The 26726-nt window shown below is 51.2% G+C and carries 32 protein-coding genes; 17 read left to right on the top strand and 15 right to left on the bottom strand.

The genetic code is table 11. The features are described from left to right. Positions 1–19: 19 nt before the first annotated feature. On the bottom strand, positions 20–1228 hold the full coding sequence (flgE, locus tag LU196_RS13495) for a flagellar hook protein FlgE (protein WP_232760161.1): 1209 nt from the start codon (positions 1226–1228) through the stop codon (positions 20–22). 441 nt (positions 1229–1669) lie between these two features. Between flgE and LU196_RS13490 the strand changes: the two genes are divergently transcribed. Both LU196_RS13490 and LU196_RS13485 read left to right on the top strand, forming a co-directional pair. After that, positions 1670–2419: a MerR family transcriptional regulator gene (locus tag LU196_RS13490; protein ID WP_232760160.1), complete on the top strand. Its 750-nt coding sequence runs from the start codon at positions 1670–1672 to the stop codon at positions 2417–2419. 624 nt (positions 2420–3043) lie between these two features. Further along, complete coding sequence (locus tag LU196_RS13485) at positions 3044–3304, top strand: hypothetical protein (RefSeq protein ID WP_232760159.1); 261 nt, start codon at positions 3044–3046, stop codon at positions 3302–3304. A 304-nt stretch (positions 3305–3608) separates the two neighbouring features. Here the strand turns inward: LU196_RS13485 and ycgZ (LU196_RS13480) are convergent, their stop codons facing one another. Next, positions 3609–3848, bottom strand: coding sequence for a regulatory protein YcgZ (ycgZ, locus tag LU196_RS13480; RefSeq protein ID WP_255697868.1), 240 nt, complete (start codon positions 3846–3848; stop codon positions 3609–3611). 496 nt (positions 3849–4344) lie between these two features. On the opposite strand from ycgZ (LU196_RS13480), the gene ycgZ (LU196_RS13475) reads away from it, so the two are divergent. The 3 genes from ycgZ (LU196_RS13475) to LU196_RS13465 all read left to right on the top strand — a co-directional run bounded on the left by ycgZ (LU196_RS13475) (position 4345) and on the right by LU196_RS13465 (position 5301). Next, positions 4345–4587 carry a regulatory protein YcgZ gene (gene ycgZ, locus LU196_RS13475; protein WP_232760158.1) on the top strand — a complete coding sequence of 81 codons (243 nt, stop codon included), beginning with the start codon at positions 4345–4347 and terminating at the stop codon, positions 4585–4587. 106 nt (positions 4588–4693) lie between these two features. Beyond that, positions 4694–4924, top strand: coding sequence for a hypothetical protein (locus LU196_RS13470; RefSeq protein ID WP_232760157.1), 231 nt, complete (start codon positions 4694–4696; stop codon positions 4922–4924). A gap of 113 nt (positions 4925–5037) precedes the next feature. Continuing rightward, positions 5038–5301: a biofilm development regulator YmgB/AriR family protein gene (locus LU196_RS13465; RefSeq protein WP_232760156.1), complete on the top strand. Its 264-nt coding sequence runs from the start codon at positions 5038–5040 to the stop codon at positions 5299–5301. A gap of 53 nt (positions 5302–5354) precedes the next feature. Here the strand turns inward: LU196_RS13465 and LU196_RS13460 are convergent, their stop codons facing one another. The 4 genes from LU196_RS13460 to LU196_RS13445 form a co-directional block, all read right to left on the bottom strand. After that, the gene (locus LU196_RS13460; RefSeq protein ID WP_232760155.1) at positions 5355–5552 is read right to left on the bottom strand and encodes a hypothetical protein; all 198 of its coding nucleotides are present in this window, start codon (positions 5550–5552) and stop codon (positions 5355–5357) included. 90 nt (positions 5553–5642) lie between these two features. Then, complete coding sequence (locus LU196_RS13455; RefSeq protein WP_232760154.1) at positions 5643–5909, bottom strand: hypothetical protein; 267 nt, start codon at positions 5907–5909, stop codon at positions 5643–5645. A gap of 113 nt (positions 5910–6022) precedes the next feature. Further along, entirely contained in the window at positions 6023–6271 is a 249-nt protein-coding gene (locus LU196_RS13450) for a hypothetical protein (RefSeq protein WP_232760153.1), read from the bottom strand. A 258-nt stretch (positions 6272–6529) separates the two neighbouring features. Further along, a complete protein-coding gene (locus tag LU196_RS13445; protein WP_232760152.1) occupies positions 6530–7687 on the bottom strand; it encodes a diguanylate phosphodiesterase in 1158 nt (385 codons plus the stop codon). A 515-nt stretch (positions 7688–8202) separates the two neighbouring features. Between LU196_RS13445 and LU196_RS13440 the strand changes: the two genes are divergently transcribed. The 3 genes from LU196_RS13440 to LU196_RS13430 all read left to right on the top strand — a co-directional run bounded on the left by LU196_RS13440 (position 8203) and on the right by LU196_RS13430 (position 9421). Then, a complete protein-coding gene (locus LU196_RS13440; RefSeq protein WP_232760151.1) occupies positions 8203–8427 on the top strand; it encodes a hypothetical protein in 225 nt (74 codons plus the stop codon). A gap of 517 nt (positions 8428–8944) precedes the next feature. Then, positions 8945–9175, top strand: a complete 231-nt coding sequence (locus LU196_RS13435; protein ID WP_232760150.1) for a YgdI/YgdR family lipoprotein — start codon at positions 8945–8947, stop codon at positions 9173–9175. Positions 9176–9190: 15 nt separating this feature from the next. Next, entirely contained in the window at positions 9191–9421 is a 231-nt protein-coding gene (locus LU196_RS13430) for a YgdI/YgdR family lipoprotein (protein ID WP_232760149.1), read from the top strand. Between the two features lie 283 nt (positions 9422–9704). On the opposite strand, the gene LU196_RS13425 is transcribed toward LU196_RS13430, so the two are convergent. Further along, positions 9705–9911: a DUF3606 domain-containing protein gene (locus tag LU196_RS13425; RefSeq protein WP_232760148.1), complete on the bottom strand. Its 207-nt coding sequence runs from the start codon at positions 9909–9911 to the stop codon at positions 9705–9707. A 330-nt stretch (positions 9912–10241) separates the two neighbouring features. On the opposite strand from LU196_RS13425, the gene LU196_RS13420 reads away from it, so the two are divergent. Then, complete coding sequence (locus tag LU196_RS13420; protein ID WP_232760147.1) at positions 10242–10469, top strand: transcriptional regulator; 228 nt, start codon at positions 10242–10244, stop codon at positions 10467–10469. Positions 10470–10890: 421 nt separating this feature from the next. On the opposite strand, the gene LU196_RS13415 is transcribed toward LU196_RS13420, so the two are convergent. Together LU196_RS13415 and LU196_RS13410 are read right to left on the bottom strand one after the other, a co-directional pair. After that, entirely contained in the window at positions 10891–11067 is a 177-nt protein-coding gene (locus LU196_RS13415) for a biofilm development regulator YmgB/AriR family protein (protein WP_232760146.1), read from the bottom strand. 358 nt (positions 11068–11425) lie between these two features. Further along, the gene (locus tag LU196_RS13410) at positions 11426–12043 is read right to left on the bottom strand and encodes a TetR/AcrR family transcriptional regulator (RefSeq protein ID WP_232760145.1); all 618 of its coding nucleotides are present in this window, start codon (positions 12041–12043) and stop codon (positions 11426–11428) included. Between the two features lie 422 nt (positions 12044–12465). Between LU196_RS13410 and LU196_RS13405 the strand changes: the two genes are divergently transcribed. Beyond that, a complete protein-coding gene (locus LU196_RS13405; protein ID WP_232760144.1) occupies positions 12466–12783 on the top strand; it encodes a hypothetical protein in 318 nt (105 codons plus the stop codon). 422 nt (positions 12784–13205) lie between these two features. On the opposite strand, the gene LU196_RS13400 is transcribed toward LU196_RS13405, so the two are convergent. Then, the gene (locus LU196_RS13400) at positions 13206–13598 is read right to left on the bottom strand and encodes a YgiW/YdeI family stress tolerance OB fold protein (protein ID WP_232760143.1); all 393 of its coding nucleotides are present in this window, start codon (positions 13596–13598) and stop codon (positions 13206–13208) included. Positions 13599–13826: 228 nt separating this feature from the next. Between LU196_RS13400 and LU196_RS13395 the strand changes: the two genes are divergently transcribed. Beyond that, on the top strand, positions 13827–14048 hold the full coding sequence (locus LU196_RS13395; RefSeq protein WP_232760539.1) for a hypothetical protein: 222 nt from the start codon (positions 13827–13829) through the stop codon (positions 14046–14048). A gap of 42 nt (positions 14049–14090) precedes the next feature. Here the strand turns inward: LU196_RS13395 and LU196_RS13390 are convergent, their stop codons facing one another. Continuing rightward, the gene (locus LU196_RS13390) at positions 14091–14345 is read right to left on the bottom strand and encodes a hypothetical protein (protein ID WP_232760142.1); all 255 of its coding nucleotides are present in this window, start codon (positions 14343–14345) and stop codon (positions 14091–14093) included. A 248-nt stretch (positions 14346–14593) separates the two neighbouring features. Between LU196_RS13390 and LU196_RS13385 the strand changes: the two genes are divergently transcribed. Then, positions 14594–15247 carry an NAD(P)-binding oxidoreductase gene (locus LU196_RS13385; RefSeq protein ID WP_232760141.1) on the top strand — a complete coding sequence of 218 codons (654 nt, stop codon included), beginning with the start codon at positions 14594–14596 and terminating at the stop codon, positions 15245–15247. A gap of 155 nt (positions 15248–15402) precedes the next feature. Here the strand turns inward: LU196_RS13385 and LU196_RS13380 are convergent, their stop codons facing one another. Next, positions 15403–17046, bottom strand: coding sequence for a methyl-accepting chemotaxis protein (locus tag LU196_RS13380; protein ID WP_232760140.1), 1644 nt, complete (start codon positions 17044–17046; stop codon positions 15403–15405). 779 nt (positions 17047–17825) lie between these two features. Between LU196_RS13380 and LU196_RS13375 the strand changes: the two genes are divergently transcribed. From LU196_RS13375 to LU196_RS13360, 4 genes are all read left to right on the top strand, one after another. Further along, entirely contained in the window at positions 17826–19745 is a 1920-nt protein-coding gene (locus LU196_RS13375; RefSeq protein WP_232760139.1) for a methyl-accepting chemotaxis protein, read from the top strand. A 223-nt stretch (positions 19746–19968) separates the two neighbouring features. Further along, on the top strand, positions 19969–20157 hold the full coding sequence (locus LU196_RS13370) for a YjfB family protein (RefSeq protein WP_232760138.1): 189 nt from the start codon (positions 19969–19971) through the stop codon (positions 20155–20157). A 219-nt stretch (positions 20158–20376) separates the two neighbouring features. Then, complete coding sequence (gene cybB / locus LU196_RS13365; protein ID WP_232760137.1) at positions 20377–20901, top strand: cytochrome b561; 525 nt, start codon at positions 20377–20379, stop codon at positions 20899–20901. Between the two features lie 93 nt (positions 20902–20994). Continuing rightward, the gene (locus tag LU196_RS13360; protein ID WP_232760136.1) at positions 20995–21483 is read left to right on the top strand and encodes a DinB family protein; all 489 of its coding nucleotides are present in this window, start codon (positions 20995–20997) and stop codon (positions 21481–21483) included. Between the two features lie 93 nt (positions 21484–21576). Here LU196_RS13360 and LU196_RS13355 read toward each other — a convergent pair whose 3' ends face one another. Together LU196_RS13355 and LU196_RS13350 are read right to left on the bottom strand one after the other, a co-directional pair. Continuing rightward, on the bottom strand, positions 21577–22923 hold the full coding sequence (locus LU196_RS13355) for a D-serine ammonia-lyase (RefSeq protein WP_232760135.1): 1347 nt from the start codon (positions 22921–22923) through the stop codon (positions 21577–21579). 85 nt (positions 22924–23008) lie between these two features. Beyond that, entirely contained in the window at positions 23009–23911 is a 903-nt protein-coding gene (locus tag LU196_RS13350) for an alpha/beta fold hydrolase (protein WP_232760134.1), read from the bottom strand. Between the two features lie 194 nt (positions 23912–24105). Here LU196_RS13350 and LU196_RS13345 point away from each other — a divergent pair, with 194 nt between their 5' ends. Further along, positions 24106–24579, top strand: a complete 474-nt coding sequence (locus tag LU196_RS13345; RefSeq protein WP_232760133.1) for an anti-virulence regulator CigR family protein — start codon at positions 24106–24108, stop codon at positions 24577–24579. 66 nt (positions 24580–24645) lie between these two features. Here the strand turns inward: LU196_RS13345 and glgX are convergent, their stop codons facing one another. After that, positions 24646–26721, bottom strand: a complete 2076-nt coding sequence (gene glgX / locus LU196_RS13340) for a glycogen debranching protein GlgX (RefSeq protein ID WP_232760132.1) — start codon at positions 26719–26721, stop codon at positions 24646–24648. Positions 26722–26726: the final 5 nt, after the last annotated feature.

Below are 26726 nucleotides of genomic sequence, written 5' to 3'. Positions count from 1 at the left end.
CCAGCCGTTCAGTAAGACATTAACGCAGGTTAACCAAGGTGTTGAGGATCTGATCCTGAGTTTTAATGGTCTGCGCATTGGCCTGATAGTTACGCTGGGCCACGATCATATTGACCAGCTCTTTACTCTGATCAACGTTTGAGGCTTCCAGCGCACCTGAGGTCAAGGTACCGAGGTTACCGGTGCCGGCAAGACCCACCAGCGGCTGGCCAGACGCGGCCGTCGCTGACCAAACGTTGTTACCCATGGACTTCAGCCCTTCCGGGTTAGAGAAGTTGGTAAGAACGATCTGACCAAGCAGCTGGGTTTTCTGGTTGGAGTAGCTTCCGGTAATGGTGCCGTCGTCGTTAATCACGTAGGAGGTCAACTCGCCTGGCGCGTAGCCATCCTGCGTGGGGTTACCAAAGGTACTTTTCGCACCGGTGTTCTGCTGTTTAGAACCTGCCAGGCTCAGCGTCATATTCTGACCCGCGGTGGAGCCGTTCAGTGAACCGATGTCGACAGAAATATCACCGGTGCCGATCAGCGTACCGTTGGTGGTAAAGCTGATGCTGGTTGGCGTGCTGGCTGTACCGGTGGTGCTGTCAATGGGACGCACTGTCCAGGTGTTGTCAGCGGTTTTAGTGAAGTACAGATCCAGCGTGTGCTGATTACCGAGCGAATCGAACACCGACATGGATGACTTGTCGCTGTAGGTCGACGCGTCAGTAGGATCAAATGTGGTGGTCGCCGGGATCGCGGTATAGCTTGAGTTGAGCGTAGTGGTCAGTGCACCTTTTGTGGTGGCGTTCGCTGACATCGCGGTATCTGGCACGGTTAACGCAACGGGGTTGGTACCGGTCTGAATGGTCGGCGGTGTACCGGCAGCGGCATAACCCGTCAGCTTCATGCCTTCGGTGTTTACAATTTCGCGATCGGCAGTCAGGGTAAATTGACCGTTACGGCTGTAGTAAGTATTACCCGCGTTATCCTGCATGCGGAAAAAGCCCGAGTTGCTGATCGCGACGTCCAATCCGCGGCTGGTGGTGGTAGTGGTACCGTCGCCGAAGTTCTGAATGATGGCGGCGACTTTGGTGCCCAGACCCACGCCGGAACCGGCAAATACGTCTGCGAAAGCTGCTGTGCTCGCTTTAAAGCCCGCGGTTGCGGAGTTAGCGATATTGTTTCCAATCACATCAAGGTTGCTTGACGCGGCGTTTAATCCGCTGACCGCCTGTGAAAAAGACATAGGTTTGACTCCGCCTGTTATACGTTAATGGCATCTAATGAGTTGTCATATTAAATTCATGCGTATCAGCAGGACGGGTGTACCTGCGCGTGAATTTACACATTGTATCTATACAAGGGCATGACGTTCCTGCGTATGAGCCAGATAAACAACCCGGACGAGGCAACATTCATTGTGGGGATCATACCGTGTGCTAAGGAGGCTTTATGAGGGGAATAGAGGCTAATTAAGGCCGCTTTTCTTTGTATGTGGCGCAGGCGTACGCCGTGAAGTTGTGCGAGGCGCAGGGTGTCTCATTTGGCTTATCCATAACGCGCAACCTTAGGATGTATGCTTATGTAAAGCCGCCTTAATGAGTATCAAAATGCTCAATAAAAGCGCAAAATAAGGGGTCTCGCTAGCAATTTTGCTGGCGTGCACCCACCCCATAAGGGGGCTTTTATGCCACACTATTCTACCGACACAGTATGCGGAATTACCGGCCTACTGCCTGCCATCCTTAAAAATTGGCGCCGTGCGGGGCTGATTTCCGCACCCTCAAGCGACAAAGGCTACAGTAGCGGCCAGCTGACGCGCATTTTTTCCGTGCTGGAGATGACCGATTCGGGCGATACACTATCAGAAGTGCATCAGCGTCTCTATTCGGCCGCCTACATTTCACGCAGCGGCTGGGCGTGCCGCCAGGAAGAGCTGACGCAGCAATTGCGCATCGCTTCAGATAACTTACTGCAAAAACGCTTGCAGCAAGTCGGCAACGATTACAGCAGCGAAGCGTTTGTGAACGATTATCTGCGTCCTCTCAACCTCTGGCTGCGTTCAGATGTCAGTGAAGGGGCTAATGAGCGACAGACGCGCTTCCATGCGGCGGTAATGCATCATGCGCAACGCACCATGTCAGCTGCATTCAGACGTAAATCGATACCGCTTTTCCTTGAGGCCGTTAGCGTAAATGACGCGACGGAGATCTGGATGGAGTCTATCCGCCTTGTTGGGCAAGGCTTTCGCGTCGAGGTTGCCTCGGAAGCCAAAGGCGTGCCGGCAACAGCCTCTTACCGCCACGCGCATCACTTAATGTGGTGCGGTGCAGGGATCTCTCAGCTAATGCAGTGGAATTATCGTCATAAACTCAAAGACGGTATTCCTGCTTTGCTGTGCGGTCCAAATCAAACACTGCTACAGGCGGCTGCCTGACAGCATTACCGCAGACGTTTTCAGCGCCTGCGGTGTCGTTTCTGCGTAACGGTGAAAACCGTATGCCCTTCATGACCACAAGGGTTTTGTGCCGTAACGCCTTTCATTACTCCATCAGGTAAATGCCCGCTACAATCGCGCCTACGGAAATGATATGCAGTAGCTCAGTCATTTTCGGCTTCCTTCATTTAATGCACTTAACCTGAGTCAAGGTGTTAAATGGACAATCGTCAAATGTGGTTTTACTGCGTGATAATGACTCGCGCGGATAGCATGCAACGAAATTAAGCTAGGTCTCGATTACGGGCGGGGCTTTAGGGCGTATATTCGCTTTCTAATTGATTGATATAACATGAATTTATGGAATGTGTTCACTCTCTCTTTTTTACCGGGCGTTCTGTATATCTGGGTAATAATGACGGGTACGCTGCAGGGTCTACGCCAGAATGCGACAAAAGTGAAATGATCGTTCGTTAATAGACAAGTTAAATACTGAATAAATTTCAGGCGTTAGCTAAAAATCGCGCACATTGCGGTCGCTTTAAGAATATTAACGCTGCAAGAACTGCGGTTATGACTACAGTATGACGTGAGATTGTCATTTACGTGTAAAGGAGGTTTCATTTGTCTATTCAACACGACGAGAAAGGCCACGTGATTATTGGCGAAGCAGCGCTTAGCCTTGCGCTTAGCGAAAGAGAGATAAGTGTTCAATCACTTATTGATGAACTCGGCTATATGGCAAAAGCGGGTGGCAGCCCGGCGCGATTGTCTGAAATTTCTGAAGCCAGAAGCTGGCTGAGAAGTTTTGATCAACCGGATGTGGCTGTACTGCATGTGCCTTATCTTAAGACACTTGCAGGCCTGAACGACGAAAAGAACTGACGCCTGTACACGTAGCCGGCTCTGGCCGGATTACGACGACGTAGATGACCTCAACGGTTGCGCGCGTGCGTGCACCGGCTGGAGAAACAGGTCAGGGATGACGCCTCTCCACAATGCTTTAGCAAAGTAGGTAAATGCCATCACGTATGGCATCCCTCACTCTGTAACATTTAAACGCGCGCTGCTTCATCTGTGCAATCAAGCGAAGGCAAAACGAGGTTGGTTATCGGGGGCGGGGGAGAGGTTCCGGTAAACGATCCGTGGACAAGATGTCTATCTTATACAGTTAAAACGCTGGCGCTAATTATCGCATGAAAAGCATTCCAAGCAGCTCGCGTAGATGATGCTGTTCTTCATGATTATCTGACGCATCAAGACGGCCAATCAATTTTAGACATACCGCCGTACGTGTAAGCCGCCTATCCTGACGCAAAATTTCAACCGTGATTCTGCCCAACATCGCAACCTGCGAGGGGTGAGAGACCCGGCTAAAGTAGCCCACGAGCCCGCTATTTTTCTCCGGTGGTGAACCGTCCTGTCGCATTAAAATACCTGAAGTTTAAAAGAGGGGAACGCGTGGGCAAAAGTAAACGATGCCGGGACCGGTGTACAGCAATCATTTGCTACGTTCAGTGTCATTAATTTAGTACCGATAAAAATAACATGCATTTCAAATAACTACCTCGCGCAATGAAAAGCAAGGTCACAATAGCTTGCGTCCTTCGGCTGAGTTGACGTTAGGGATATCCCATAAATTTTCATGACGCGATGCACGCAATAACAGAAAAAAGCGTCAAGCAGGGGCATTTGAACGCCAGTGAAAAGCGTTACGAAAACCACAAAAGGCCCTTATAAGTTGTACAAGGTGTGAGTTTTATCGAAGCCGCTCAATTTTCAAGTTATTGATTTATATTGGCTAGCATTTTATGCACAAAGTCTTAACCAATACATCAACAGAATTGCTGTACAAGTTTGCCTTTCTTGTATAACTTTAGCGGCAGACAGAGAAGATTATATTTTAACCATTAGAGGTGTCATCTATGCGTCAGAACGTGACAAAATTCCCTGATTCTGCCAGCGACATCGCCCATTACTTTAACAAAGTTACCGCGCCCACGCAGCAAGAGACATTGGGTCAGGTTGTAGTGGAGATTTTGCGCAGCGGTAAGAACCTTAACCGCAAAGCCATTTGCACCAAGTTACTGCGCCGTTTAGAGGTTGCAGCCAGCCTGGAAGAAGAGCGTCATTATCAGACACTGATCGGTATGCTGTTTGAGCGTTAATTCCGGTCGTCGCGAAGCCCACTTCTTATCTGCATCGAGAAGAGGGGGAGTCTGGAAAGGCTGCCCTATCACTTTGTCAGGAGTGACACAGAAGTAAGGCGGCAGTATGAAAAGAAGTAAATTTGAAAAACTAACCGACATCATGATTGGCGAGGCCGTTGTAGGGCTACTTGCACAAGAAGGTCGGGTTGATACTCAAAACCTGAGCGCAAGCTTAAGCGCAATGGGAAACCGTGAATCAGACCCCGATCGGCTTGAAGCGCTGCGTATTGCTCTAGATGAAGTTCAACACGCAACGCTAACGACGCCCATCGCTTCGCTAACTAAAAAGCACTGACACTGACCTTTCTGTGTCAAAAGCTTCTTATTAATGCGAGCGCGTTGCGCTGTAGCCTCGATAGGCTGAATCTTTAAATCGTCGCGCTGCGCGCACAAGCTCAGGGATACACAATGCAGCAAGAGATTAACCCTATCAGCGCCGAAGCCGACCTGATACACCACTTCCGCAGTGAAGGCGATAAGTTAACGGCAGAGACTGCCGTACTAGATAGCGTCATTCGGGACATAGTGATTGATGGTAAAAAAGTCACCAGCAAGGCCATTTTGTTGTATCTCATCGCTGAACTGGAGAGCACCACGGATGTGGTCAAGCTGGACGTATTGCGCAATGCGCTGGAAATCGTTGTGGGCCGGACGCCCGATGACGATGCATAACATTTAACGGGATTGTACAGGCTGGAATGCACCGACAAAGGCGCGGTGCGGAATTAATGCATCTGCTTTGAAAGCATCACAACGGCGGCGCGACAGGCGTCGCGAACGGTACGATCTGAGCTATCTTCTCCCATTGCATGTAAGGCAGTGGTAATTTCATGAAGGGTGAGGTGCTGCTCCGGCTTAAGAAGGCGTGCCACAACCGTTCCTATAACGGCGTAGATATCTTCGGCGGTGGTGTCATTCTTCACATAACCTCCGTCCGTAGTGGATAAGCATACAGTATAACAAAAATAGACTTTGATGGAAACGCAACCAGCATGAGGCTATTACGCTGCTTATTAATGAAACTTCTGTTGGCTCGTCTCTCTCTGTTCTAAAGAAGCACTTTCAACCTCATTCCCAGGTTTCAGCCGCATCTCTTTTCTCACATCCTCAATAGCACGCAGTACAGCCCGGACGCGCACTTCATCGGTCTCTTTATCAAGGGCGATATGCAGCTTGTCCAGCAATGCAACCCAAGTGATCGAAGCGTGAGAGTCCAACAGCGATGTGACCGCTTCGCCAATGATAATTTCCGTCATTTTTTCTTCAAAATGGCTATTCATGAACAGGTCCGGCTACTAATTCGGGCATAGAGATTATCATAATGTAAGAACAGAGGCACTTAATCAGGTTCAGGGTTCTTTTACAGATAATAAAATAGTGATTTATCATGACGTTAATCGCCCTTAATCAGGGACTCATCCAGGCGATAAAGGAAAATATCTTTATGGTCGCGATAGCGTGCTGGCCACACCATGGCACCATTACCGTCCTCAACATACTTCATGCCCAGCGGTTCAATGACCGCTAAAGGTTCAGCTAGCGCACGACGGTAACGCAGAATCTCTTGTGCCATTTCAACGGATTCGGGGCTGTTTTCTTCGGGATGATCTGAAATGTACTGTAGACGCTTATCACTGAGCATCGCGTTTCCTCCTGATTGTAGCGGGCATTATTCCTCATTCGAGAGTGTAAACCAAAGGGGACTGCTTAATGTTAAATTCCACGCATTTCAACGTACTTAGTAGACGGTCACCCTCGATGAGCTCTGAGTGTATTCAGCATAAGAAAGTGCGTGTGGATTGCGTAACAGGGGTTCTGAGTGCAGGTGAGCAAGGTATGCAGTGGAGTAAAAAGGGCCGTAAAAGCCCTTTTTGGTCACGGCAGGAGATTTCGCTATTGTTTATATCGCATCACGATATTCTGGCCAGGCGACTGCTGCACCTTCAGGATTAAAAAGGTTGCCCTGAAAATCAATCACGCCAGCCGCTTCAAGCCACATCCACTCTTCCGGGCGTTCAATACCGGCTGCAATAACGTTTATCTCCAGCGCGGAACAGCACCGAATTACCGCTTGAACAACCGCTTGTTTCGGGCCGCTGCGATGAATATCACGAATAATACCGGCATCAATACGAACCCGGTCTGGCTGAATATGTGCCAGCAGTGACAACCCTGCAGAGCCATCGCCAAAATTATCGATTGAGATGCTGATGCCAACCTGCTTGAGCTGCCTTACGGCATTTGAAAAAGCGTCAAGCTGTGAGATCACTTCTGTTTCGCTCACGCCGAGGATCACCTGCTCAGGCACCAATCCAGCCGCATCAATCGCCTGAACGATGTGGTCGAAGGCATTCGTTATCGTTACCAGCGTCATGGGAAGAATGCTTACATACAACGGCATGCCATCCGGACAGGCGCGTCCTGCGCTGTTCAATGCTTCGGTTACTGCGCGTAGATCGTGCTGATACCTTTCCTCACCCTGTAAGCCAGGTTGCGCGTCGGGGATCGCCTGAATCGCTTTTACCTTACGGCCGAGCGGGTCGACAACGGGACGAAAGGTAACGCCGTTGCCGCGTTCAATCAGATCGCTTTGTTCAGGAATAAAGTCCCAATAATTTGTCGGCAGCACTTCAAAGTAGTTCTCTTTTTCACGAGACTCCACAAACGTGCGCAGGAACTGTAGGCCTCGGTCATCGTAGGTGAGGCGATACTTTGAGGTTCCGCGATCCAGTACGGCTTGTAAAACCGTCGCGTGATCGTGCTTGCGCAGGTCGAACAACTCCATACCTGCGTTACCGAAACGGCGAGAAGGTGAGTAATCACGCATTAACTCAACGACGTTATGGTGACGGTTATCTGCACAGATGCGGGCATAAATAGCCATCACACCCTCTTCAGGACCTTCCAGGATCTGGAAAAAATGCGTGCCATTAAAGAGCAAAATGCCGGTCACCTGATGGCTGGCATTCAACGCGCTGGCTTTCTCAACCATCGCGGGAAGAATTTTGACAGGCACATCGTCCGACAGGTGGCTGCGATAAATAATTGTCGTAAGCATAACATGCTCCGTTTTCGTCATTGTCAGCAGCTACTTTAACAGTCCTTAAAGCAAACCGATACCTTGCATTTAAGGTCATAGCCGTACGTTAAGTGAAAGCTATCGACACTTATCATTCTTTCTACACATTTTTACGTCATGCAATGATGTCCCTGTAAAATGCTTTTTCCGGCGCTTTGCGTTTTTAATTGTGTGATCGCGCAGGCAATCTTGATAATAAATAATGTCACTCCAACGGAAAATTGGACGTAAGTTCCGGTTAGAGAATGTTAAATAGTATTATTTTAATGTACCGAAGCACGAGATTGTTGGGGTTTAATGCGCTGATTGAAAAGAACTTTTTTTGTAGGCTGTTTTTTGTCATGTTTGACATGAATCGCTCCATCAATTTGATAAACGAAGATCGCGATTTTTTATTTGATGAAACGCGGCATTCAACATCGGTAGGGCAATAATTCTGTGCGCTGTTCAACTATAATTCATACATTAATGACGACTCTTTTCGTGAGGCTAATATGTCCATCCCGTTAGCGCCAATTTCACTCAGCGATGAAGATAATGAGAATCTGCCCGCTTTCCATACCTTGGTAGGGGAGCTTGTTATTGAGATAGTCAATGATGGAGGAGCCATTAACCGTCAGGCGCTTACCGACCAGTTGTTGCTCAGGCTTGAGCACGTCCATCGACCACAAGAAGCGATCCACTGTACTGAAGCCCTTGAGCTTCTCGGCAAGGAGTAGCACATGCGGGTGTCAGGAAACACCTTTAGCTGCCGCACACAGGGGTTGGCGAGTCACTAAGCTGAAAGACATTTTCCTGAACCGTAGATCGTTGCCATAACGGCGATTAATTTAATTTTTTAGCCAGCTGTTCAATCGCCTTATCACAAGCCCTTCGAATATCAGCATTTTCACTGCGAACACTTAGTCGATATAACGCGCCAATAAGCTGATGGATGTTTACCGTCTCTCCAGGCTCAAGCACGCGCGTGAGAGCTTTGCCTACCACCTCGTGGATTAAAGAGAGTTCCTCTTCTTTGCTTTTCAGATGCGCTCCGCTTATTAGGTATATATTCATTATATCGCGGTTATGAAAACGTACAATAAGGGTTTTCGCATGTCATAAGACGGATTAATAAGCTTATCCCGGCAGGTTTTACCGCACTTTTGGCACCAGTGTGCCAGGCAATTTTGTCATGCTTGCCTATACTAATGAAGAAATTGGTATCAATCGGATGCTTACAGTAGGGACATTGAGATGAAAAATATGCTTTTGACGCTGGTTTTGGCGTCGACCGTTGCTTTAACGCTGAGTGCTTGCTCTTCCAATCAGGCTATTAAAACCACGGATGGCCGGACGATTGTTACGGATGGCAAACCAAAAGTGGATGATGACACGGGGCTTGTTTCTTACAAAGATGCTCAATCTGGTAAGACAGAGCAAATTAACCGTGATGAAATTTCAAACATGAGTGAACTTAATAACTGATAAAAGGATGACATCATGAAAAAGATCTTCTTCTCGACCTTCGCTGCCATTATTGCGCTCTCTGCACTGACCGGCTGTACGCGTACCAGCTACGCTATTCATACTAATGATGGTCGTACCATTATCAGTGACGGTAAACCGCAGGAATCTGATGCGGGATTATTGGGTTACACCGATGCGAATGGTGTAAAGCAGCAGCTCAACAAGGCGGATGTTAAGGAAATCTCTGAAGTTCCTCACAAGTAACTTCCTACTGATACGAAGAAAGCCGCACCGGGTGCGGCTTTTTTTATGTATGCACTGTTTGATTCAATAACGACGACTTTTCTGCCCTGAATATCATCAATATTTACCTGTTGATGCCGGGAACTTAACAAACCACCTTTCTCGTCAATGCGACTACAGCAATTTAATAGAATCAAAAAGTGCAATCATTCTCATTAACATCGTGCTTATTTAGCACTCTTCAGCAGATAGCTTATCCGCATTTGTCAGGAAGCTTAATTCTTAAAATGCCTATGAGTGTCGATCAATTGTAAAGTGAGCGACGCGGTGGCGGGTTCTCGTCGAGCCAGCGTCGGACGCTTTCTGTGTCTGTGCCTACCTCACGTACGGCGCGCACAAGGCGCTCCTGCGTGGTTTGCAGGGTTAGTGTCCAATAGGTTATTTGCCATTGTTCGTGCAGTTCTACCTGCGAGCGGTCCTCAGGGACGCGGCGCTGAATGCGATCTTTCATATTTTTCCTTGGTGTAATACGGCAAGAGATAAAAAACTTCAGATGTGATGCAGCTCCGATTTTGATTATTTTGAACAGCTTCAGTAGCGGAATTTTCCCTAAAGTTAATAAAAGGGTAATAATAAGAGAGTTCTGATCCAGAAAATTGCGCAGGGATGGGGAGTGGCTTGGATTCTCAAAAGAAAAGATCTGTTGCCGCGATAATCGGCAAAAAATGTTATAAAAAATTATTATAAAATTTCAACTTAATGCAGTGCTATTCGCCTGAGTGAATTGACCTACAACACCTCAGCCTAACGTAACATTTGAAGACTCACACCAGAGAATATTATGCCTAAAAATTATATGCAGGCCGTATGTATGCAGACTGACGTAAAAATGCTGCGCGTTGAGGCGGGTTTAACCCAAGCGGACGCCGCCGAACGCTTCAATCTCAGCCTGCGCGTGTGGCAGATGAAAGAATCCCTCACCAAGCCTGTGCCGTTAAGCCAGGGTGAATATGAGCTTCTGCTATTACTTGCGGGCCGACATCCTCATTTTACGCTACTGAGCAAATAACCGTATCGTAGCGCATGTGCTTTCCCCCGCCGCGATAACGCTCCGACTGTTATGACAACCTCTGCAGCATGGCTGCGGAGCTTGTTGGGCATAACGCGAACTCGTCTCATTCGTTATAAGGCGAGAGTTATTCATGTACATAGGCGCGATTTCATTTTAAAACCCGCCTTAGATAAATCGCATGATTTAAATTAATGTTTTGTCAATTTATCAGGCACGATTCATCAACACTATACGGTAAAAAGAATGAACGCCGGACAATGACCCTACAGACAAAATTGGCGAATTGAAGGCGTTTGGAGATACATAATAGTAAGACCTTTTTCAGGCTCGCCAAGAAAATAGAATTTTCAAAAAACAACATTATTCCTAATGATTTCGACAAAGGAAACGCTATTTTCATCGCCGTGATGTGGCGTAATCAATGGGAAAAGATTTTTTTAAATAAACCTGCATAGTGATGCTTCATCTCTGTTTCTTCGCACTGATCAATGCGCGCCAGGAGCGCATAGCAGAGCGTTTTACGACTTAACGCTTTGCCAGAGACTAAAATTTCATTGACGAGGCTACCCAGAATTTCTTCTTCGCTGAACGTCATTTTTGCACTCTCATGAAAGCCAGCGATTGGGCTGGGTGACGTCGTACACTCTTTTCTACGCATAATAGCCTTATTGAATGGTGCTCGCTGGTGCGGCTGGTAGGAATTTCATGCCGTTATTGGCTTTAATCACAGGTTGCTCAGGTGCAGAGCGAAAGAGTCGCGTTCGATGCAGTGCCGTCGGGTAAGCGAATCAGTGTGGAACTCAATCTGTTTAATTGTAAATAACGCTTATACCTCAGTACGGCTCACTTTATGCGGCCACCGCCCCATTTAAAACAGTATGGCAGGCAACATTGTTCTCTAAATTGTCATAAAGCTATTTAGGAAATGCGTATTTCCTAATAGGGCAGATACGCTACTCCAAAATCTTCATAGCCATAGTAATGGTTTTTTCGCCATTAGTCACATCCTGAACTTTCCCCACCACGCGCATGCCAAAAGCAACGCATAAAAGCAGTCCGGCAGCTGTTTCCACATCGGTTGAGGGAGAAAGAGAACCATCCTGTTGGCCCTCGGCAATTAGGGAGGCAAGAAAATTGCGATTCCGCATCACGGCCTGCCGCACCAATCCCGAAAGCTCTTCATCCAGCGTTTGCAGTTCAACGGTGCTGCCAACCACAAGACACCCCCGACGGCCCTCTATCTCTGCAGCTGATTCAAGGTAAAATTGAAGAAGGGTCTCTATTCGGGCTTTACCGTTTTCGCAACGCTGCAATCGAGCGCGTAAATCCGTATTGCGCAATGAGATATAACGCTCGAATACGCGTAAAAAGAGGGTGCGTTTGTCTGAGAAGGCCTTATAGATGCTGCCTGCAGTCAGATTCATCGCTTCACCCAGGTCGGCGACAGACGAGGCATGGTACCCCTTTTGGCGGAACACGACTGTTGCTTTGTCGAGGACATCATCCATATTAAATGCACGCGGCCTACCGCGCTCACGCGTGACAGGCGCGGAAGATTTATCAAGGGACATGCTGAGAACCATTATTAGAAAATAACCACTTCCAATATTACCCTGAAGCGCGATCCAAAAAAACTGTAATGTAGGTATTGGGGACAGGTATTCGTCAGATGCTGGAGGGCGTATACGAAAAGGGATTCAATATGTGCGTTTCATGTCACCGATGGAGAAGCGATAAATACAATAAAATAAATATATCTAATGTGTATTGCAAATGTCACAAAAAGTTACTTTATAAAAAATGTAGTCACTTAATTATTACAAATAGTCATAGCATTTCGATGTTGTGCTTTTTTCATACATGCATTTCATCTGAGTATTCAGATATATCTCTTATTTCGACCAAATAATGACAAGTCATTCATCGTCCTACTTTATTTTTCTGCAATTTATGATAATCATTAGTTGCGGCCAGTAATCAGTAGGAGTTTTTTTTGAAAGAGAATGAGAGTGATATCGAATACTTCGTGCTTGAAATCAGGAAGATAGCGGCCTCTCATCAACTTGGTTTGAGCCTTAATGAGGCAAAGCAGCAAGTTGATGAGATATTGCAAAAAATGAAAGGGACCTTGAGCGACGATAAATCGGACCAGGCAGCTAAATGGCAGGCGCTGCTTGATGCATTGAAGATCTATAATAGAAACACAGTCGACCCGCGATGGGCGAAAATTATAAACCATGCTAATTATAGGATTAAAAGTCGCCTACACACGGCGATGTTTTATAGAAAACGATTTCATCAGTCAAAGTAATCGCTTTGTTGGCGTTAAAAATATTAATGGATTTGTTAAAGTTGCACACTTCGCCGCAATTTGCTCTCGCAATATTATTTGCATGACTTTGCTAACGCGGCAATCTGTAAAAAGATACAGAAAGAAGGCTATCAGCGTGAGTAAGAGGCTGGCGCGTATTCTGTCAGTGAAAAGCCTGACGCCGAGAGATGAACCCGAAAAAGAAAAGCCCGGAGCGATATGCCTCCGGGCGGCGAAAGTCCATCTGCCTGAGAAATTCCAATAAGGGATAGGTTGCTCTCACAGGTAAACACAAGAGACGATGTAATCTTAGCCTGATTTTTTCCGCCCACACGCGCATGCGCACATTATGTTCAGAAGCCTGGAGGCACTCATCTGCGCTCAAGGCTCAAACGCTATTTATGCGATGCCATTTCAGCGTGTTAAGGCTCATCAATACGCGTGACTTTCATGTGCGCGCTGGCGCCTTTGCCATAAACTTTACCGCTTACCCGAATTTTATCTTCAGAGTCGTATTTTTTTCCCTTGAAGGCCGCTTCGGGTGCATCAATCTTGATGGTCCCGGAGCTATCCCGGAACTGATAAGTCTCACCGCTGATTTTTTTTACAATGTAACCTTCCAGCGTGGCATAACCGCCTTGGCGAAAATCTTTGATCAGCGTGACTGGCGTTTGGCCGGTATCTTCAGAGCCTTTGTAGCCTGCGTCCTCTTTGTGCTGCGGCGGTGGCGTTTCACCTGACTCAAATCCTCCTTTTTCGGCAAAGGCGCCAAAGCTCAACGGCAGCATCACTGCAACCCATGCAAGTTTCTTCATGTCACTCTCCATTTGTGATGAATTCCCTTTAAGCCTGGCACAGCATGAGCAAAGTAAGCGCTAACAGTGAAAATTAACCGCGTGTTTGCTGAAAAAGCAGCCACCTGCAACGTACCGCGCTTTCACATAAAGCGGTGGTGATGGCACGCAGGAATGATTAACCATTGCACAAGCCATTACGCGTCAGGTTTAATGCCCACACGAAGAGTCAATATGGAAAGGATAATGATGATTAATGACTATTTTGGCGCCCCGTCAGAGGGTGTCACCCCCGAACAGCATAAGCGCGCGATAGCCGTCGCCGCAGCGTTAGCATTGGCCCAGGAATCCGTGAGTGCGTCAACGTCTGCCAGTGGATCGAAAGTCTCATGGGATTTACAGGCTGTGGGTAATGAGATTGCCAATCTTGCGGATGCTATTCAGGATGCGCTTGAAATCACCGGGGAGTAATTCAAGCTTGCTCTTATGTGGCAGGGACGCCTGCCACGACACTCATTCCGCTGATGCGTTGTCCTGACTTAAATACTGGCGCAACGCCTCATGCCGGACGCGATTACGTTCTTCTTCGAGACCACGGTTTTCATATTCTTTCGCCATCTGAATTAATACGTCGTCGTACTTCCCTTTGAAGGTGATGTTATTTAGCGCGACCTGTTTAATCATTAATTCACGTAAAATATCCGTTTCGACCTGCAAGCGTTTTACCGTCTCTTCAAGAGACTCAATTCTCTCTTCAGCGGATTTCATGTTATGTCCTTTATTTGATCGGGTAATATCACCTTATCAGTGCGCTGTCACTCATGTAAACCTACGGCTAACTGCGATATATCTTAATTTTATTACCCTGCCAGAGAAGTATACTCAACCGAAAATAGGGTAGTGCGTAAGTCGCAAGGGGCTCGGAAAAATTCTGTTTCATTTCCCTCGCTGCACTCACAGGTATTTTAAGCGAAGCGCAGTGCGCTTAATAATAACGTCATTTTTTGGAGTCAAGCATGAGCAACGTTTTTATTATTGGTGGCGCTGGCAATATAGGCCGATATTTATGCCAATATCTTGCACGACATGGGCACGTTGCCCGCCCCCTTCATCGTCGGCCTGAGCAGGCCGAGACACTGCGCGCCTTGGGCGCTGAACCGGTACAGGGTGATCTGCTACACCTTGACGTTAATGCCCTGACCACGCTTATACAAGGCAGTGATGCAGTGGTGTTCACCGCCGGAGCGGGCGGTAAAGGCGGCGAAGCGATGACCAATGCCATTGACGGCGAGGGGCTGGAGAAAGCCGTTAAAGCCGCGCAACGTGCTGGCGTGCAGCGTTTTCTCTTGGTCTCCGCGTTTCCTGAAGCCGCCAGAGGCAAAGCCCTGTCAGAGACATTTGAAACCTACATGCGCGTAAAAAAAGCCGCTGACGTTACGCTCGCCGCGAGCACGCTGGCGTGGGTGATTGTGCGTCCCGGTACGCTTACCGACGATCCCGGAAGCGGTCAGGTGCAGGCCGGACTGGCTATCCCTTACGGAAATATTCCGCGTGAGGATGTGGCCAAATTCCTCGCCGCCCTGATTGACCAGCCCGCGGTAAACCGCGTGATTATTGAATTGACGGCAGGGACAACGCCGATTGCCCATGCCGTGGCTGCTTTTGCCTAACGCGGTGCAGTGAGTCGCAGAGGGGTTTTAGGGCGCCGGGTTGCATAACCGGCGTTTCTGGCATGACAAGAAAAGGGGGCGATTGGGCAGTGCACAAACTTGCCAAGACGCAAAAAAAAATGACCTCCAGCGGAGGTCATTGATGGGTTAAGCGCTTAGAATTTTTCCCAATCTGCGTCATTGGCAAGTACCAGACGCTGAGGTTTCAGCTGAAGCGGAGCGGGGGAGGCCAGTGCAGGTGCAACTTGGTCGACGCCTTCAGCAACACGAAATTGCTTCACTAGCGTATCCAGCGCTGTCGCCTGCGCTTGTAAAGACTGCGAGGCGGCAGACGCTTCCTCAACCAGCGCGGCGTTTTGCTGTGTCACGTCATCCATCTGATTCACCGCCTGCTGAACCTGAAGAATACCCTGACTCTGTTCAACCGCAGCGGCCGCGATCTCACTAACCAGCTGGCTCACCTGGTGGATGGCCTCGTTCATGGTAGTCATATTGCTGCTCACGTCGCCTGCCTGACGTGCGCCGTCTTCGGTCAGGCGGTGTGACGCTTCAATCAGCGTTTTGATTTCCCGCGCGGCAGAGGTTGAACGCTGCGACAGATTGCGCACTTCGCCAGCAACGACGGCAAAGCCTTTGCCGTGCTCACCCGCACGCGCTGCTTCAACGGCAGCGTTGAGCGCCAGAATATTGGTCTGGAACGCGATACCTTCAATCATCGAAACAATGTCATTCACCTTGCGGGAACTGCCGCGAATGTTATCCATGGTCGCGATCATGGTGGAGAGCGAGGCGCTGTTTTTTTCTGACAATGCGCTGGCATTGGCGGCGAGCTGGCTTGCCTGGTGTGTATTCTCGGCGGTCTGACGGACCGTTTCGCTTAACTCCGTCATGCTGGCGGCCGTTTGTTCCAGAGAAGCGGCCTGCTGCTCGGTGCGTGACGAGAGATCTTCGTTACCGGCGGAAATTTGTACCGATGCGCTGCTCACCGACTGTGAAGCGCGGCTGACAGAAGACAATGCGGCGGAGACGCGCTGCATCAACGCGTTAAATGAACGTGCCATGTTGCCCACTTCATCCCGGCGGCTGTCGTCAGCGTTGAGCGTTAAATCGAGATTTTCGCTGGCACGCGTCATGACGTCTGCGGCGGCGTTCAAGCTGCGGCGAATGCGCAGCACGGTAAACAGCGAGAACAGGCCAAACAGCAGCACGGTGGCCGCGACACCGGCAATGGTCATCCAGAGCACAAAATGGAAGGTGCTACGGTTAGTGGCGCGCAGTTCATCGCCAATAGTAATATTCAGCGCGAGCTGCTTTTGATAATCGCTCACCAACTGGCGGATTGCGGCGCCAATGCCGCCGTTGCCGTCAAGTTGCGCCAGACTGGCGTCGTGCTGATGTGCACGTGAAGTGGCAAGGAATCCCGGCAGGGCAAGGGTTACACGCTGAATATTGTCATAAGCAACGTTGGTGAGGCGTTTATCTTCGTCGCTGGAAATATCATTGGCCATATAATAATCGGTCAGTGATTTGAGCTCATTGATTTTGCCGTTGATCTGCTGTTCCACCGCCGGCAGATTGCTGTCCTGCGTTTGGCTTTGGTGCTTATAGAGCGTCAATGCGAGCTGGTTGCTCTGATCGATCATGTTGCTCAGATCTTTGATTGAGGGAATGGCGTTACTCTGCACATACTCAAACCGCGCCTGAAAACTGGACAGGAGCGAAATGGCCAGCACCGCCTGCAGTATGATGGCACCGAACAGCATGGTAAACGTGAGTAACAGACGTTGTGAGATATTCATCTTATTATCCTTAATCTACACCTTGAAAAGGGACGTGAGGCTGAGCTAACAACATCGGCAGGAACCGCTAATTAGTTAATAATTTTTACCAACCCATAAAATCTCGATAACGCGTGCGGCCAGCAGTCGCCTAAATCGTTCCGGAACAGCAGGGTAGACAGGGCGGGGTATTTAAGGCCTCGGTCAGTAAGCGATCTCGCTGCTCTGTACGCGTGAGAAGTGCGTTTGCTCTCACCGGACAATAGAACGCGCCATTCTCTGTCTATCCCCACTCCAGGCGTGATTTTTATACTGAAACACCTGCGTCGAAACCTGAGTGATTTTTCCCCGATGAATCTTGATGGTTGTCACGCTCTTATTGTTTGGCTGCAGAATTCATCGGTTGATAAGCGAAGCCGCCTGTTTCACGAGTCCGGGCAATGCTTTTGTCGCGACATTAAAAAGCGCAGTAATCGCCGCTTCGTTTATAAGCAGTGTCGCGATAATCTGAAGGTCAAGAAAAAAGAGAACATTTCAAAGTGAGAGGGTTAGGGCCTAACAATTGATTTTTTAATCAATAAACATTGATCACGATCAATGACGCGTTTGATTATTTAATAAATAAACGTTGAGGCCAGATAATTACACGCCTAAACACTAGACATCTAACTAATTATTTACGCTTTTTATTAAGATTCCTTATCAAGATTTATGTCGACGCGGCGATAACCTTTATACAGCAGCGCTTCTCTGGGTGCCTTTCCGCTGTCTATTCTAATGCCTCACTAAAGGTGAATAATATGGGTCTTGTTCAACGCCTTTCCGATATAAAAATCGGGAAAAAACTGGCTGCCGGCTTTGTGATTGTTATTGCCGCCTCGTTAGCTATTTCGATTATTGCATTTGATTGCTTCCGCAGTATTAAAGACAACTCGGCCCGGCGTACCATAACCGTTAACATGGTGAATACGTTAAGTCAGGCGCGTCTGAACCGCACCCTGTATCAGTACACGAAAGATGACAGCTTTTCCGTTAAAAATGCTGAAGCGCTCAAGCAGTTAGACGGCTTGTTTCAGACGCTGCAACGTTACCCGTGGGATGCCATCGGGCAGCAAAAAGTGGCGCAGCTTGGCCAGCTATTGAATGGGTATCAGCAGCAGCGTCAGATCTTTGTCAGCGCCGCGCAGCAAAATACGGCAGCTGCCAGCGCCATAAAGCCCGACGCAATTATCGCGCTGGCGCGCCAACTTGAATCTTTCAACCTTGCCGCCACGCCTGAAGCGGCGCTGACAACGGCGCGTCTGGCGTCATCGCTGTATGCTATTGCGCTCGCGGAGAATGCGTTTCTGGCAAAACCGTCCGACACCGCAAGAAATGCCCTCACCGACAAATTCGACAGTGCCAGCTCGCTCAGTGAGCAATTGGATAACGTTGCACAAAACGATCTCAGCGCGGCATCACGTGCACTCGTTGGTCTGCTCAACGCCCAGCGACTGGCGTTGACGACCTATATCGATGCCACCAGCAAAGAGAAAAATGAATCCGCCACCCTTACGGCCGCTGCAGAACGTTTAAACGGTGCCGTGGCGGATATGTTCGCCTTCCAATCCTCGCTTTCATCGTCCTTTATTCAAGCTGCTGAATGGCGCATTGCCGCAGCGGCAGCCCTTTGCGTGCTGTTGAGCCTGCTGATTGCCTGGCGGATCACCCGGAGCATCACGCACCCGTTAAAAGAAACCCTGAGCGCCGCCCAGCGCATTGCCAGCGGCGATCTTACGGTGGCGCTGCATACGTCGCGCGGCGATGAATTGGGTCAGCTGATGCAGGCGGTAGATGCCATGAATCAGAGCCTGCAGAACATTATCGCTAACGTGCGTAACGGCGTAAGCAGCGTGGCGCGCGCCTCGGCCGAGATTGCTGCAGGCAATACCGATCTCTCTTCACGCACGGAACAGCAGTCCGCGGCGGTAGTACAAACGGCTGCCAGCATGGAAGAGCTGACGTCAACGGTGAAACAGAACGCGGAAAACGCCCATCACGCCAGCCAGCTTGCTACCGAGGCGTCGACGAACGCGGCGCGCGGCGGTGAGATCATTCACGATGTCATCACCACCATGGGCGGTATTAGCCAAAGTTCCGGTAAAATTGGCGAAATTATTAGCGTGATTAACAGCATCTCTTTCCAAACCAATATCCTGGCGCTCAATGCCGCCGTTGAAGCGGCGCGTGCGGGTGAGCAAGGGCGCGGCTTTGCCGTGGTAGCAGGTGAAGTGAGAAATCTGGCGCAGCGCAGTTCCGTGGCGGCCAAAGAGATTGAACTGCTGATCCGCGAGTCGCTCGATCGCGTTAACGATGGCACCGAGCTGGTGGACCGTGCGGGCTTAACCATGAACGACATCGTGCAGTCGGTGACGCAGGTGAAAGACATTATGGGTGAAATTGCCGCCGCTTCTGATGAACAGAACCGTGGCATTTCACAGATTGCGCAAGCCATGGCTGAAATGGACACCACCACACAGCAGAACGCCGCGCTGGTGGAAGAGTCGTCTGCGGCGGCCAGTTCGCTGGAGTCGCAGGCCGAAGAGTTGGAAAAAACCGTGGCGGTATTCCGTCTTTCCGCACAGCAAGCATCCAGCGTGCCTCAGCTAGCTGAGCCGCTGCGCCGTCCGGCTGTGGCACCACGGCGGTCGGTGAGCGAGGCGAGCTGGGAAAGTTTTTAAGTCAAGATCCCGGTCGTCTTTAGCGCGTGATGTGGAGGCAAGAGGGGTTCCTTGGGGTGCGAGCACGAGGGCCCCTCGGCGGTCATTCCTTGACGAGAAATGACGTGAAACGCGTCAGAGTGCGCTAACGTAAAAGTACAGTCTGGCGAAATACTGCCGATAGAATGATTAGGCTTATTTAAGCCGCTTCCCGACCTTCTGTCTGCAATGAAAGGAGAATACGATGGATGTATCGCAAGTTGCTGCTCTGGCAACCGGCCTGGATAATTTGGATCTTAACAGCAAGGTGAGCACGCTGGTGCTCAAAAAATCGTTGGATAATCAGCAAGCGGTGGCGGAGGGCATCCTGGCCTCCATTCCTTCTCTGCCTGCTAATCCCGCGATTGGTCGTAATATCAATACCACTGCCTAATGGCGTGATCGCCGTTTAACTGTGTGTGCCGGGCATCGTCATCTGACGATGCCCAAACGCTCAATGCACTGCGCGTCCGCCTCTTTTACACGCTATCCAAACATCCTTGGTGGTGCTTTCACGCGCGCAACGTGCCAAAACGGCACGCGCGTTTCGCCTTAATGCTTCGCTAATAATGGACGGCTATCCTGCAATCAATGGAGTTCAGGAGCCTTCACCATGACCGTCAAATACTCGCGTCCGCAAATGTTGTTTCACTGGTTAACGGTATTATTACTTGCTGTCGCTTATGCCACGATTGAGTTCCGCGACCTGGCTGAAAAGGGCACCTGGCAGCGCAATGCCATGATGGTCACGCACTTCTCTGCCGGTTTTTGCGTGCTGGTGATCATGGCGACCCGTCTCTATTTACGAACGCGACACCGCACTCCGCCGATCCAGCCTGCCGTCGCGCACTGGCAAACCGGGCTGTCGCATCTGGTACATACGCTGCTTTATGCCCTGTTTGTGGTTTTGCCGGTTTTGGGATTAATGTCGCGCTACCTGCGGGGAAAAGCGTGGTCGCTGTTTGGCATAGCCATGCCAGTGGCAACGGCGCCCGATCCGGCAACGGCCGCCATGCTGATTGACTGGCATGTGACGCTCGCTCCCTTGGGGTACTGGCTCATTGGTTTGCATGCCGTCGCCGCGCTGTTTCATCATTATTGGTTGCGCGACAACACGCTCCGGCGCATCATACCTTGATCCTGTAACATCAGGGAGCGGAGTGAACGTGAAATGACGCGTTTTCTTTCACGTCAATGATAGGATAGCGCGACAAAATACCCGGAGACGCACATGAACACGGACACGTTGATTACACTGCTGGCATTCAAACGCTGGAGCGATGCACACACGCTCCAGGCTATCCAAACCCTTGATGCGTCACGCTACGCCGAAAAGCACCATCTGATGCTGCGACTGATGAATCACATTTATGTTGTCGACAGAATTTTTAGCGCGAATATGCTTGGGCAGTCCCACGGTTATACCGCGTTAAATACCCCGGAAACGCCAACAGCAGAGGCGCTCGCCGTGAGCATGGCTGCATGTACTGATGACATCATAGCGCGCGTGAGCGGTATGGATGCTGCTGCGCTGGATGTGCGCATCGCGTTTACTTTCGTCGATGGCGGTCAGGGTGAGAGGAGCGCGATGGAGATGCTTAATCACCTGCTTTTCCACGGCGCCTACCATCGCGGCGCGGTTGGCTGGCTCATCGGCGAATGCGGCGGCGTGCCGCCAAAAGAGGTGTTGACGGTCTTTCTTCGCGATCACCACGCCTGAGGCGGTGCGGCCCCTACGCGATGAGCGGCGGCTTTGAGCGCTGTCCCGTCCGCTTTTACGGGCCTGAACCCCGCGGTTGCCCCACTGCAGCTGTTACGATCCCTGCGTTCCGCCAGTCTGGCCTCTGCCCTGCGCAAGATACTGCTGCATCTCCGCGCTCGGCACTTTGCCGCCGCCGGTCGCCCACACCAGATGCGTAGCGTGCTGCATCTGTGCTGGCGTGATGCCGCGCTGCGCCAGCCAACTGCTGCTGGCGGTGATGCGCTGGGGGCCGCTCATGCCTGCCAGGGCAGACGGCTCCAGTTGAATGCCCTCGGTTGCGTCCAGTAAGCTGAGCAGACCAAGTAGCGTGCTGTCGTGCAGCGTATAGCAACCTGCGAGCAACGGTTCCATTACGCGACCAACAAAGCCTGAAGCGCGCCCCACGGCCAAACCGTCGGCCACCGTTTTGTTATCCAAACCGATGTCCTGCACAGCGATGCGTTCATGCAGGCCGGTGCTCATGCCTAACAGCATGCAGGGCGCGTGGGTGGGCTCGGCAAAAAAACAGTGAACGTTATCGCCAAACGCCTGTTTGAGTCCAAAGGCTACGCCGCCCGGTCCTCCGCCCACGCCGCAGGGCAAATAAACGAAAAGGGGATGATCGCCATCAACAACAATGTTTTTCGCCCTCAGCTGTTGCGGCAAGCGCAGGCCGGCCACCGCATAGCCTAAAAACAGCGTGCGTGAGTTTTCATCATCAATGAAATGGCAGCGGGGATCGCCTTCTGCCGCCTTGCGGCCTTGGGCCACCGCGACACCGTAATCGTGTTCATACTCAATGACCGCTGCACCGTGCTGGCGCAGCAGCGTTTTTTTCCAGGCTCGGGCGTCCGATGACATATGCACCGTGACATTAAATCCCAGTCGCGTGCCCATAATGCCAATCGAAAGTCCCAGGTTGCCGGTGGACCCAACGGCGAGGGTGTGCTGCTCAAAGAATGCGCGATACGCGGGCGTGAGCAGGCAGCGGTAGTCATCGTCCACGCTGAGTAATCCCGCTGCCAGCGCCAGTTTTTCAGCATAAGCGAGCACTTCATAAATGCCGCCGCGCGCTTTAATTGACCCGGACACCGGCAAGTGGCTGTCTTTTTTGAGCCAGAGCGCGCCTGAGAGCGGCGCGGACTGCGCAAGCCTGGCCTGCATGGCCGGAATAGGCACCATGTCCGATTCGATAATGCCGCCGCTTGCCGCCGTTTCAGGAAAGGCCTGGGCCAACAGCGGCGCAAAGCGTTGCAGTCGGGCTTCGGCCTCTTCTACGTCTTGCCGCGTGATCCCCGAGCGCGCTAAGCCTGCGTCTGCGGAAGTAAGTCTATCGTTGAACCACAGGGTCTCACGCCGCGCTTTCAGCGCATCGATCACCGGCAATGACAGTGGGGTTGCCGGTATTTCATTTAACATTGGCATAGTCAGTTACTCGCGTCAGGCGGATCAATACAACCCGCAGAGCGCTCAGGCAGGTCAAGGGTATCTCAGATAGCATACCTTAACGCCGACGGGCGGTCCGCACCCAGTGAATATGCTGGGCGATCTGTTTGCTGCTGTTGAACAGGCAATCCAGATGTGTGCTCTCGGCAACACGCTGGCAACGGAGGTGACTACCACAGTGGGAAATTATCTCTGCCATTGCGTTAACGTCATAGAGTTCGTCCTGTTCAGCCACTAATACCGTCACCGGAAGCGGCAAAGCAGCCACTTGCTGTTGGGGATGGCGTGGCGTCAATGCATTTGCCAAGCTGACGCTATAGCGTGCGACAACGTTCGTGTTACGGTGGCGCACCTCTGCAGGAAAATGCAGCGTGACGGCGGGGTAATGGCGAAACAGTAATCCGCCGCTCAAGAGATTGACGACAAAAGGCCACTGCTTCGCCGTGGCAAACGGCGCAGCATCACGTTTGCGTACCTGAGCGGGTGCGAAAGGTCCCAATTCGGGCGCCAATAAGAGCAGGCTGTCACTTTTTGCGCGCGGGGTGTAACGCGTAAAGTAGTTGATCAACATACCCGCTCCGCTTGAATGGCCTAACAGATGCACGTTGGCTGCAGGAAATCGCGAACATACACTTTCGAGTACCGTATCCACATCCCGCCAGAGTTGTCGTGGCGCGGCGGCGTCACCCCGGTTGCCCGCTGAGCGTCCGTGGCCGCGCAGATCCGTAAGCACCACGCGGGTGGCAGCACACTGGATCAGTTGACGGGCAAGGATGTCGTAACCGGCATCCATATTCACACCGCCGCCGTGATAAATCAGCACCACATCCTCGACGGCTTCCTCCGGTTCATAGACGCGCACGAACAAGCCCTGAACGTAAAACTCGGTCACTTTTTTAGCGTGCGGTAATGCAGCGGCTAGCACGTGGAGACGGTGTTCAAACCCGATAAAATCAATCATGCCTTCGATCCATTTAAGGCTCACTCACAAAACGAATGCCGACATTAAGACTTTTTTTTCAGCAATATGCCAGTTGAATGCGACTCACGTCCGCGCAAGGGAGACGCCAGCCCCTTTTTTACTGCGGAAGTCCATAAGGCGCGGTTTCTTTTTGTATAGTTAATCTGTCCACTTCTGCATAAGGAATCTGCATCATGTCACTGCCTCGCACGTTAATTACAGCCTTGCTCGCGGGTGCGCTATGCGCGACACCGGTGTGGGCCAATCCGGGCAACGGTAACAACGGTAATCACGGCAACAACGGTAATCATGGCAACAATGGCCATTCGGCCGGGAAAGGGCACGGCAAGCCCCAGCGAGACGACGATCCTCGCGCGGGATACAACGATGACGGTATTCGCGTGGATCTGAACTATACGCGGGCGCGAGCATTGGCCGTCAATCACGGAGCGGTCGGCTACCGTGCGCTGCCGCCTGGCATCGCCAAAAACGTGGCGCGGGGTAAACCGCTGCCGCCGGGTATTGCCAAAAAGGCGCTGCCCGCCGGGATGCTGCGCGATCTGCCACGCTATCCTGGCTATGAATGGCGCGCAGTAGGCGATGATTTAGTGCTGATTGCGCTCAGTACCGCAGTCGTCACGGCAGTGATTAACGGCGTGTTTGATTAGCCCATTCGGGTTGATGCACCGCAGAAAAAAACAGGGCGCCTTGTTGGCGCCCTGTTTGCGTCGTGCTTACGGCCTTCTAAACAGCGCCATGCTGCGGCCTTCTAACTCAAAATCCTGCTCTTTGGTAATCACCAGGCCTTTTTTCTCGCTGTCGGACGTGGTCAGCTCCAGCACCCAGCCGCCTTCACCAAACTGCGGAATACGGAAAGGCACATTGCCCTCAAACGGATTGAACAGCATCAGTACGTCATGCCAAATTCCCTCTTCGGGTTGCAGGTCAGGGCGGCCAATGTAGACGCCGAGCGTCGATCCTTCTTCCCACTGTTCCGCCTGCTGGAAACCGCCACCGGCGTTAAACCACTTGATTTCCATGCCGTCCCGCCAGTTTTCCCGTCGCAGCAGCGGCTGTTTGGCGCGGAGCGCCAGCAGGTGCCGGGTGAAATCACGTAGCGCGTCAGCCGAGGCCGGCAGGTTCTCCCAATGGAGCCAGGAGATCTCGCTGTCCTGGCAGTAACCATTGTTGTTACCCATCTGGCTGCGTCCAAATTCATCACCGGCTAACAGCATCGGGGTGCCGTGCGAAAACAGCAGCGTTGCGAGGAAATTGCGTTTTTGCCGCTCGCGCACCGCGATGATGCCTTCGTCTTCGGTTGGGCCTTCCGCGCCATAGTTGTAAGAGCGATTGTCGTTATGACCGTCGTTGTTGTCTTCGCCGTTGGCATCGTTGTGCTTCTCGTTGTATGACACCAGGTCATTCAGCGTAAAGCCATCGTGCGCCGTGATAAAGTTGACGCTCGCCCAAGGCCGACGACCGCGTTGATCGTACAGATCGCCGGAGCCCAACAGGCGCGCAGCGAAATCGGTAGAGACGTTGTCGCCCTTCCAGTATTCACGCACGGTATCGCGATATTTGTCGTTCCACTCGGCCCAGCCCGGCGGGAAGCCACCCACCTGATAGCCGCCTGGGCCAATATCCCACGGCTCGCCAATCAGCTTCAGCTTAGACAGCACCGGGTCTTGCGTTACCGCATCAAAGAAGCCGCCGCGCTGGTCAAACCCTTCTGGTTCGCGCCCCAGAATGGTGCCGAGATCGAAACGGAAACCGTCGATATGCATTGATTCTGCCCAATAGCGCAGAGAATCTGTCACCAGCTGCAACACGCGCGGATGCGAGGTGTTTACGGTGTTACCCGTGCCGGTGTCATTGATGTAGTAACGATGCTGGTCGGGCAGGGTGCGATAATAGGAGAAGTTATCGATACCTTTGAATGACAGCGTTGGGCCCAACTCGTTGCCTTCGGCCGTGTGGTTGTAAACCACATCGAGGATGACCTCGATGCCGGCATCATGAAAAGCGCGCACCATGTCGCGGAAGCCCTGAATGCCACGCGGTCCGAAGTAGCGGCTTGCAGGCGCGAAGAATGCCAGCGAGTTGTAACCCCAGAAGTTTTTAAGGTTTTTGTCCAGCAGGTGTTGATCATCAGGGAACCAGTGCACCGGCAGCAGTTCTACCGACGTCACACCGAGGCTTTTGATGTAATCAATGCTCGCCTTGTTGCTCAGGCCGTCATAGGTCCCGCGCATCTCCTGCGGCACCGCGGGATTCAGCATGGAGAAGCCTTTGACGTGCGTTTCGTATATCACCGTTTGCGGCCAGGGAACAACCGGGCGATTTTGATCTTGCCAATCAAACGCATTGGGATCGATTACGCGACACTTTGGCGTGAAGGGCGCGCTATCGCGCTCGTCAAAGGTGAGATCCTTGTCTTCATGCAGCAGGTCATAGGCAAAGTGCGCCTCGTTCCAATCAATATCGCCCTGCAGTTCGCGCGCGTAAGGATCGATTAAAAGCTTGTTGGGATTGAAGCGGTGGCCATTCTCCGGGTCATAGGGGCCGTGTACGCGATAACCGTACAGCGCACCAGGCTGTAAGCCCGGCACATAACCGTGCCAAATTTCATGAGTGTATTCGGGCAAATCAAAGCGGGCAATTTCATGCTGCCCGCTGGGATCGTAAAGGCACAGTTCCACGCGCTGGGCGTGGGCGGAAAACAGGGCGAAATTCACACCGGAGCCGTCAAAATTGGCACCCAGCACCTGACCTGAACCCGCTAAAATCTCTGAAGGCTTACCGTATGACATACATC

Source organism: Pantoea sp. Mb-10 (genome assembly GCF_021272205.1).
Taxonomy (GTDB): Bacteria; Pseudomonadota; Gammaproteobacteria; order Enterobacterales; family Enterobacteriaceae; genus Pantoea.
The sequence above is the reverse complement of the archived record's forward strand: the minus strand, read 5'-3'. Positions and strand labels throughout refer to the sequence as shown.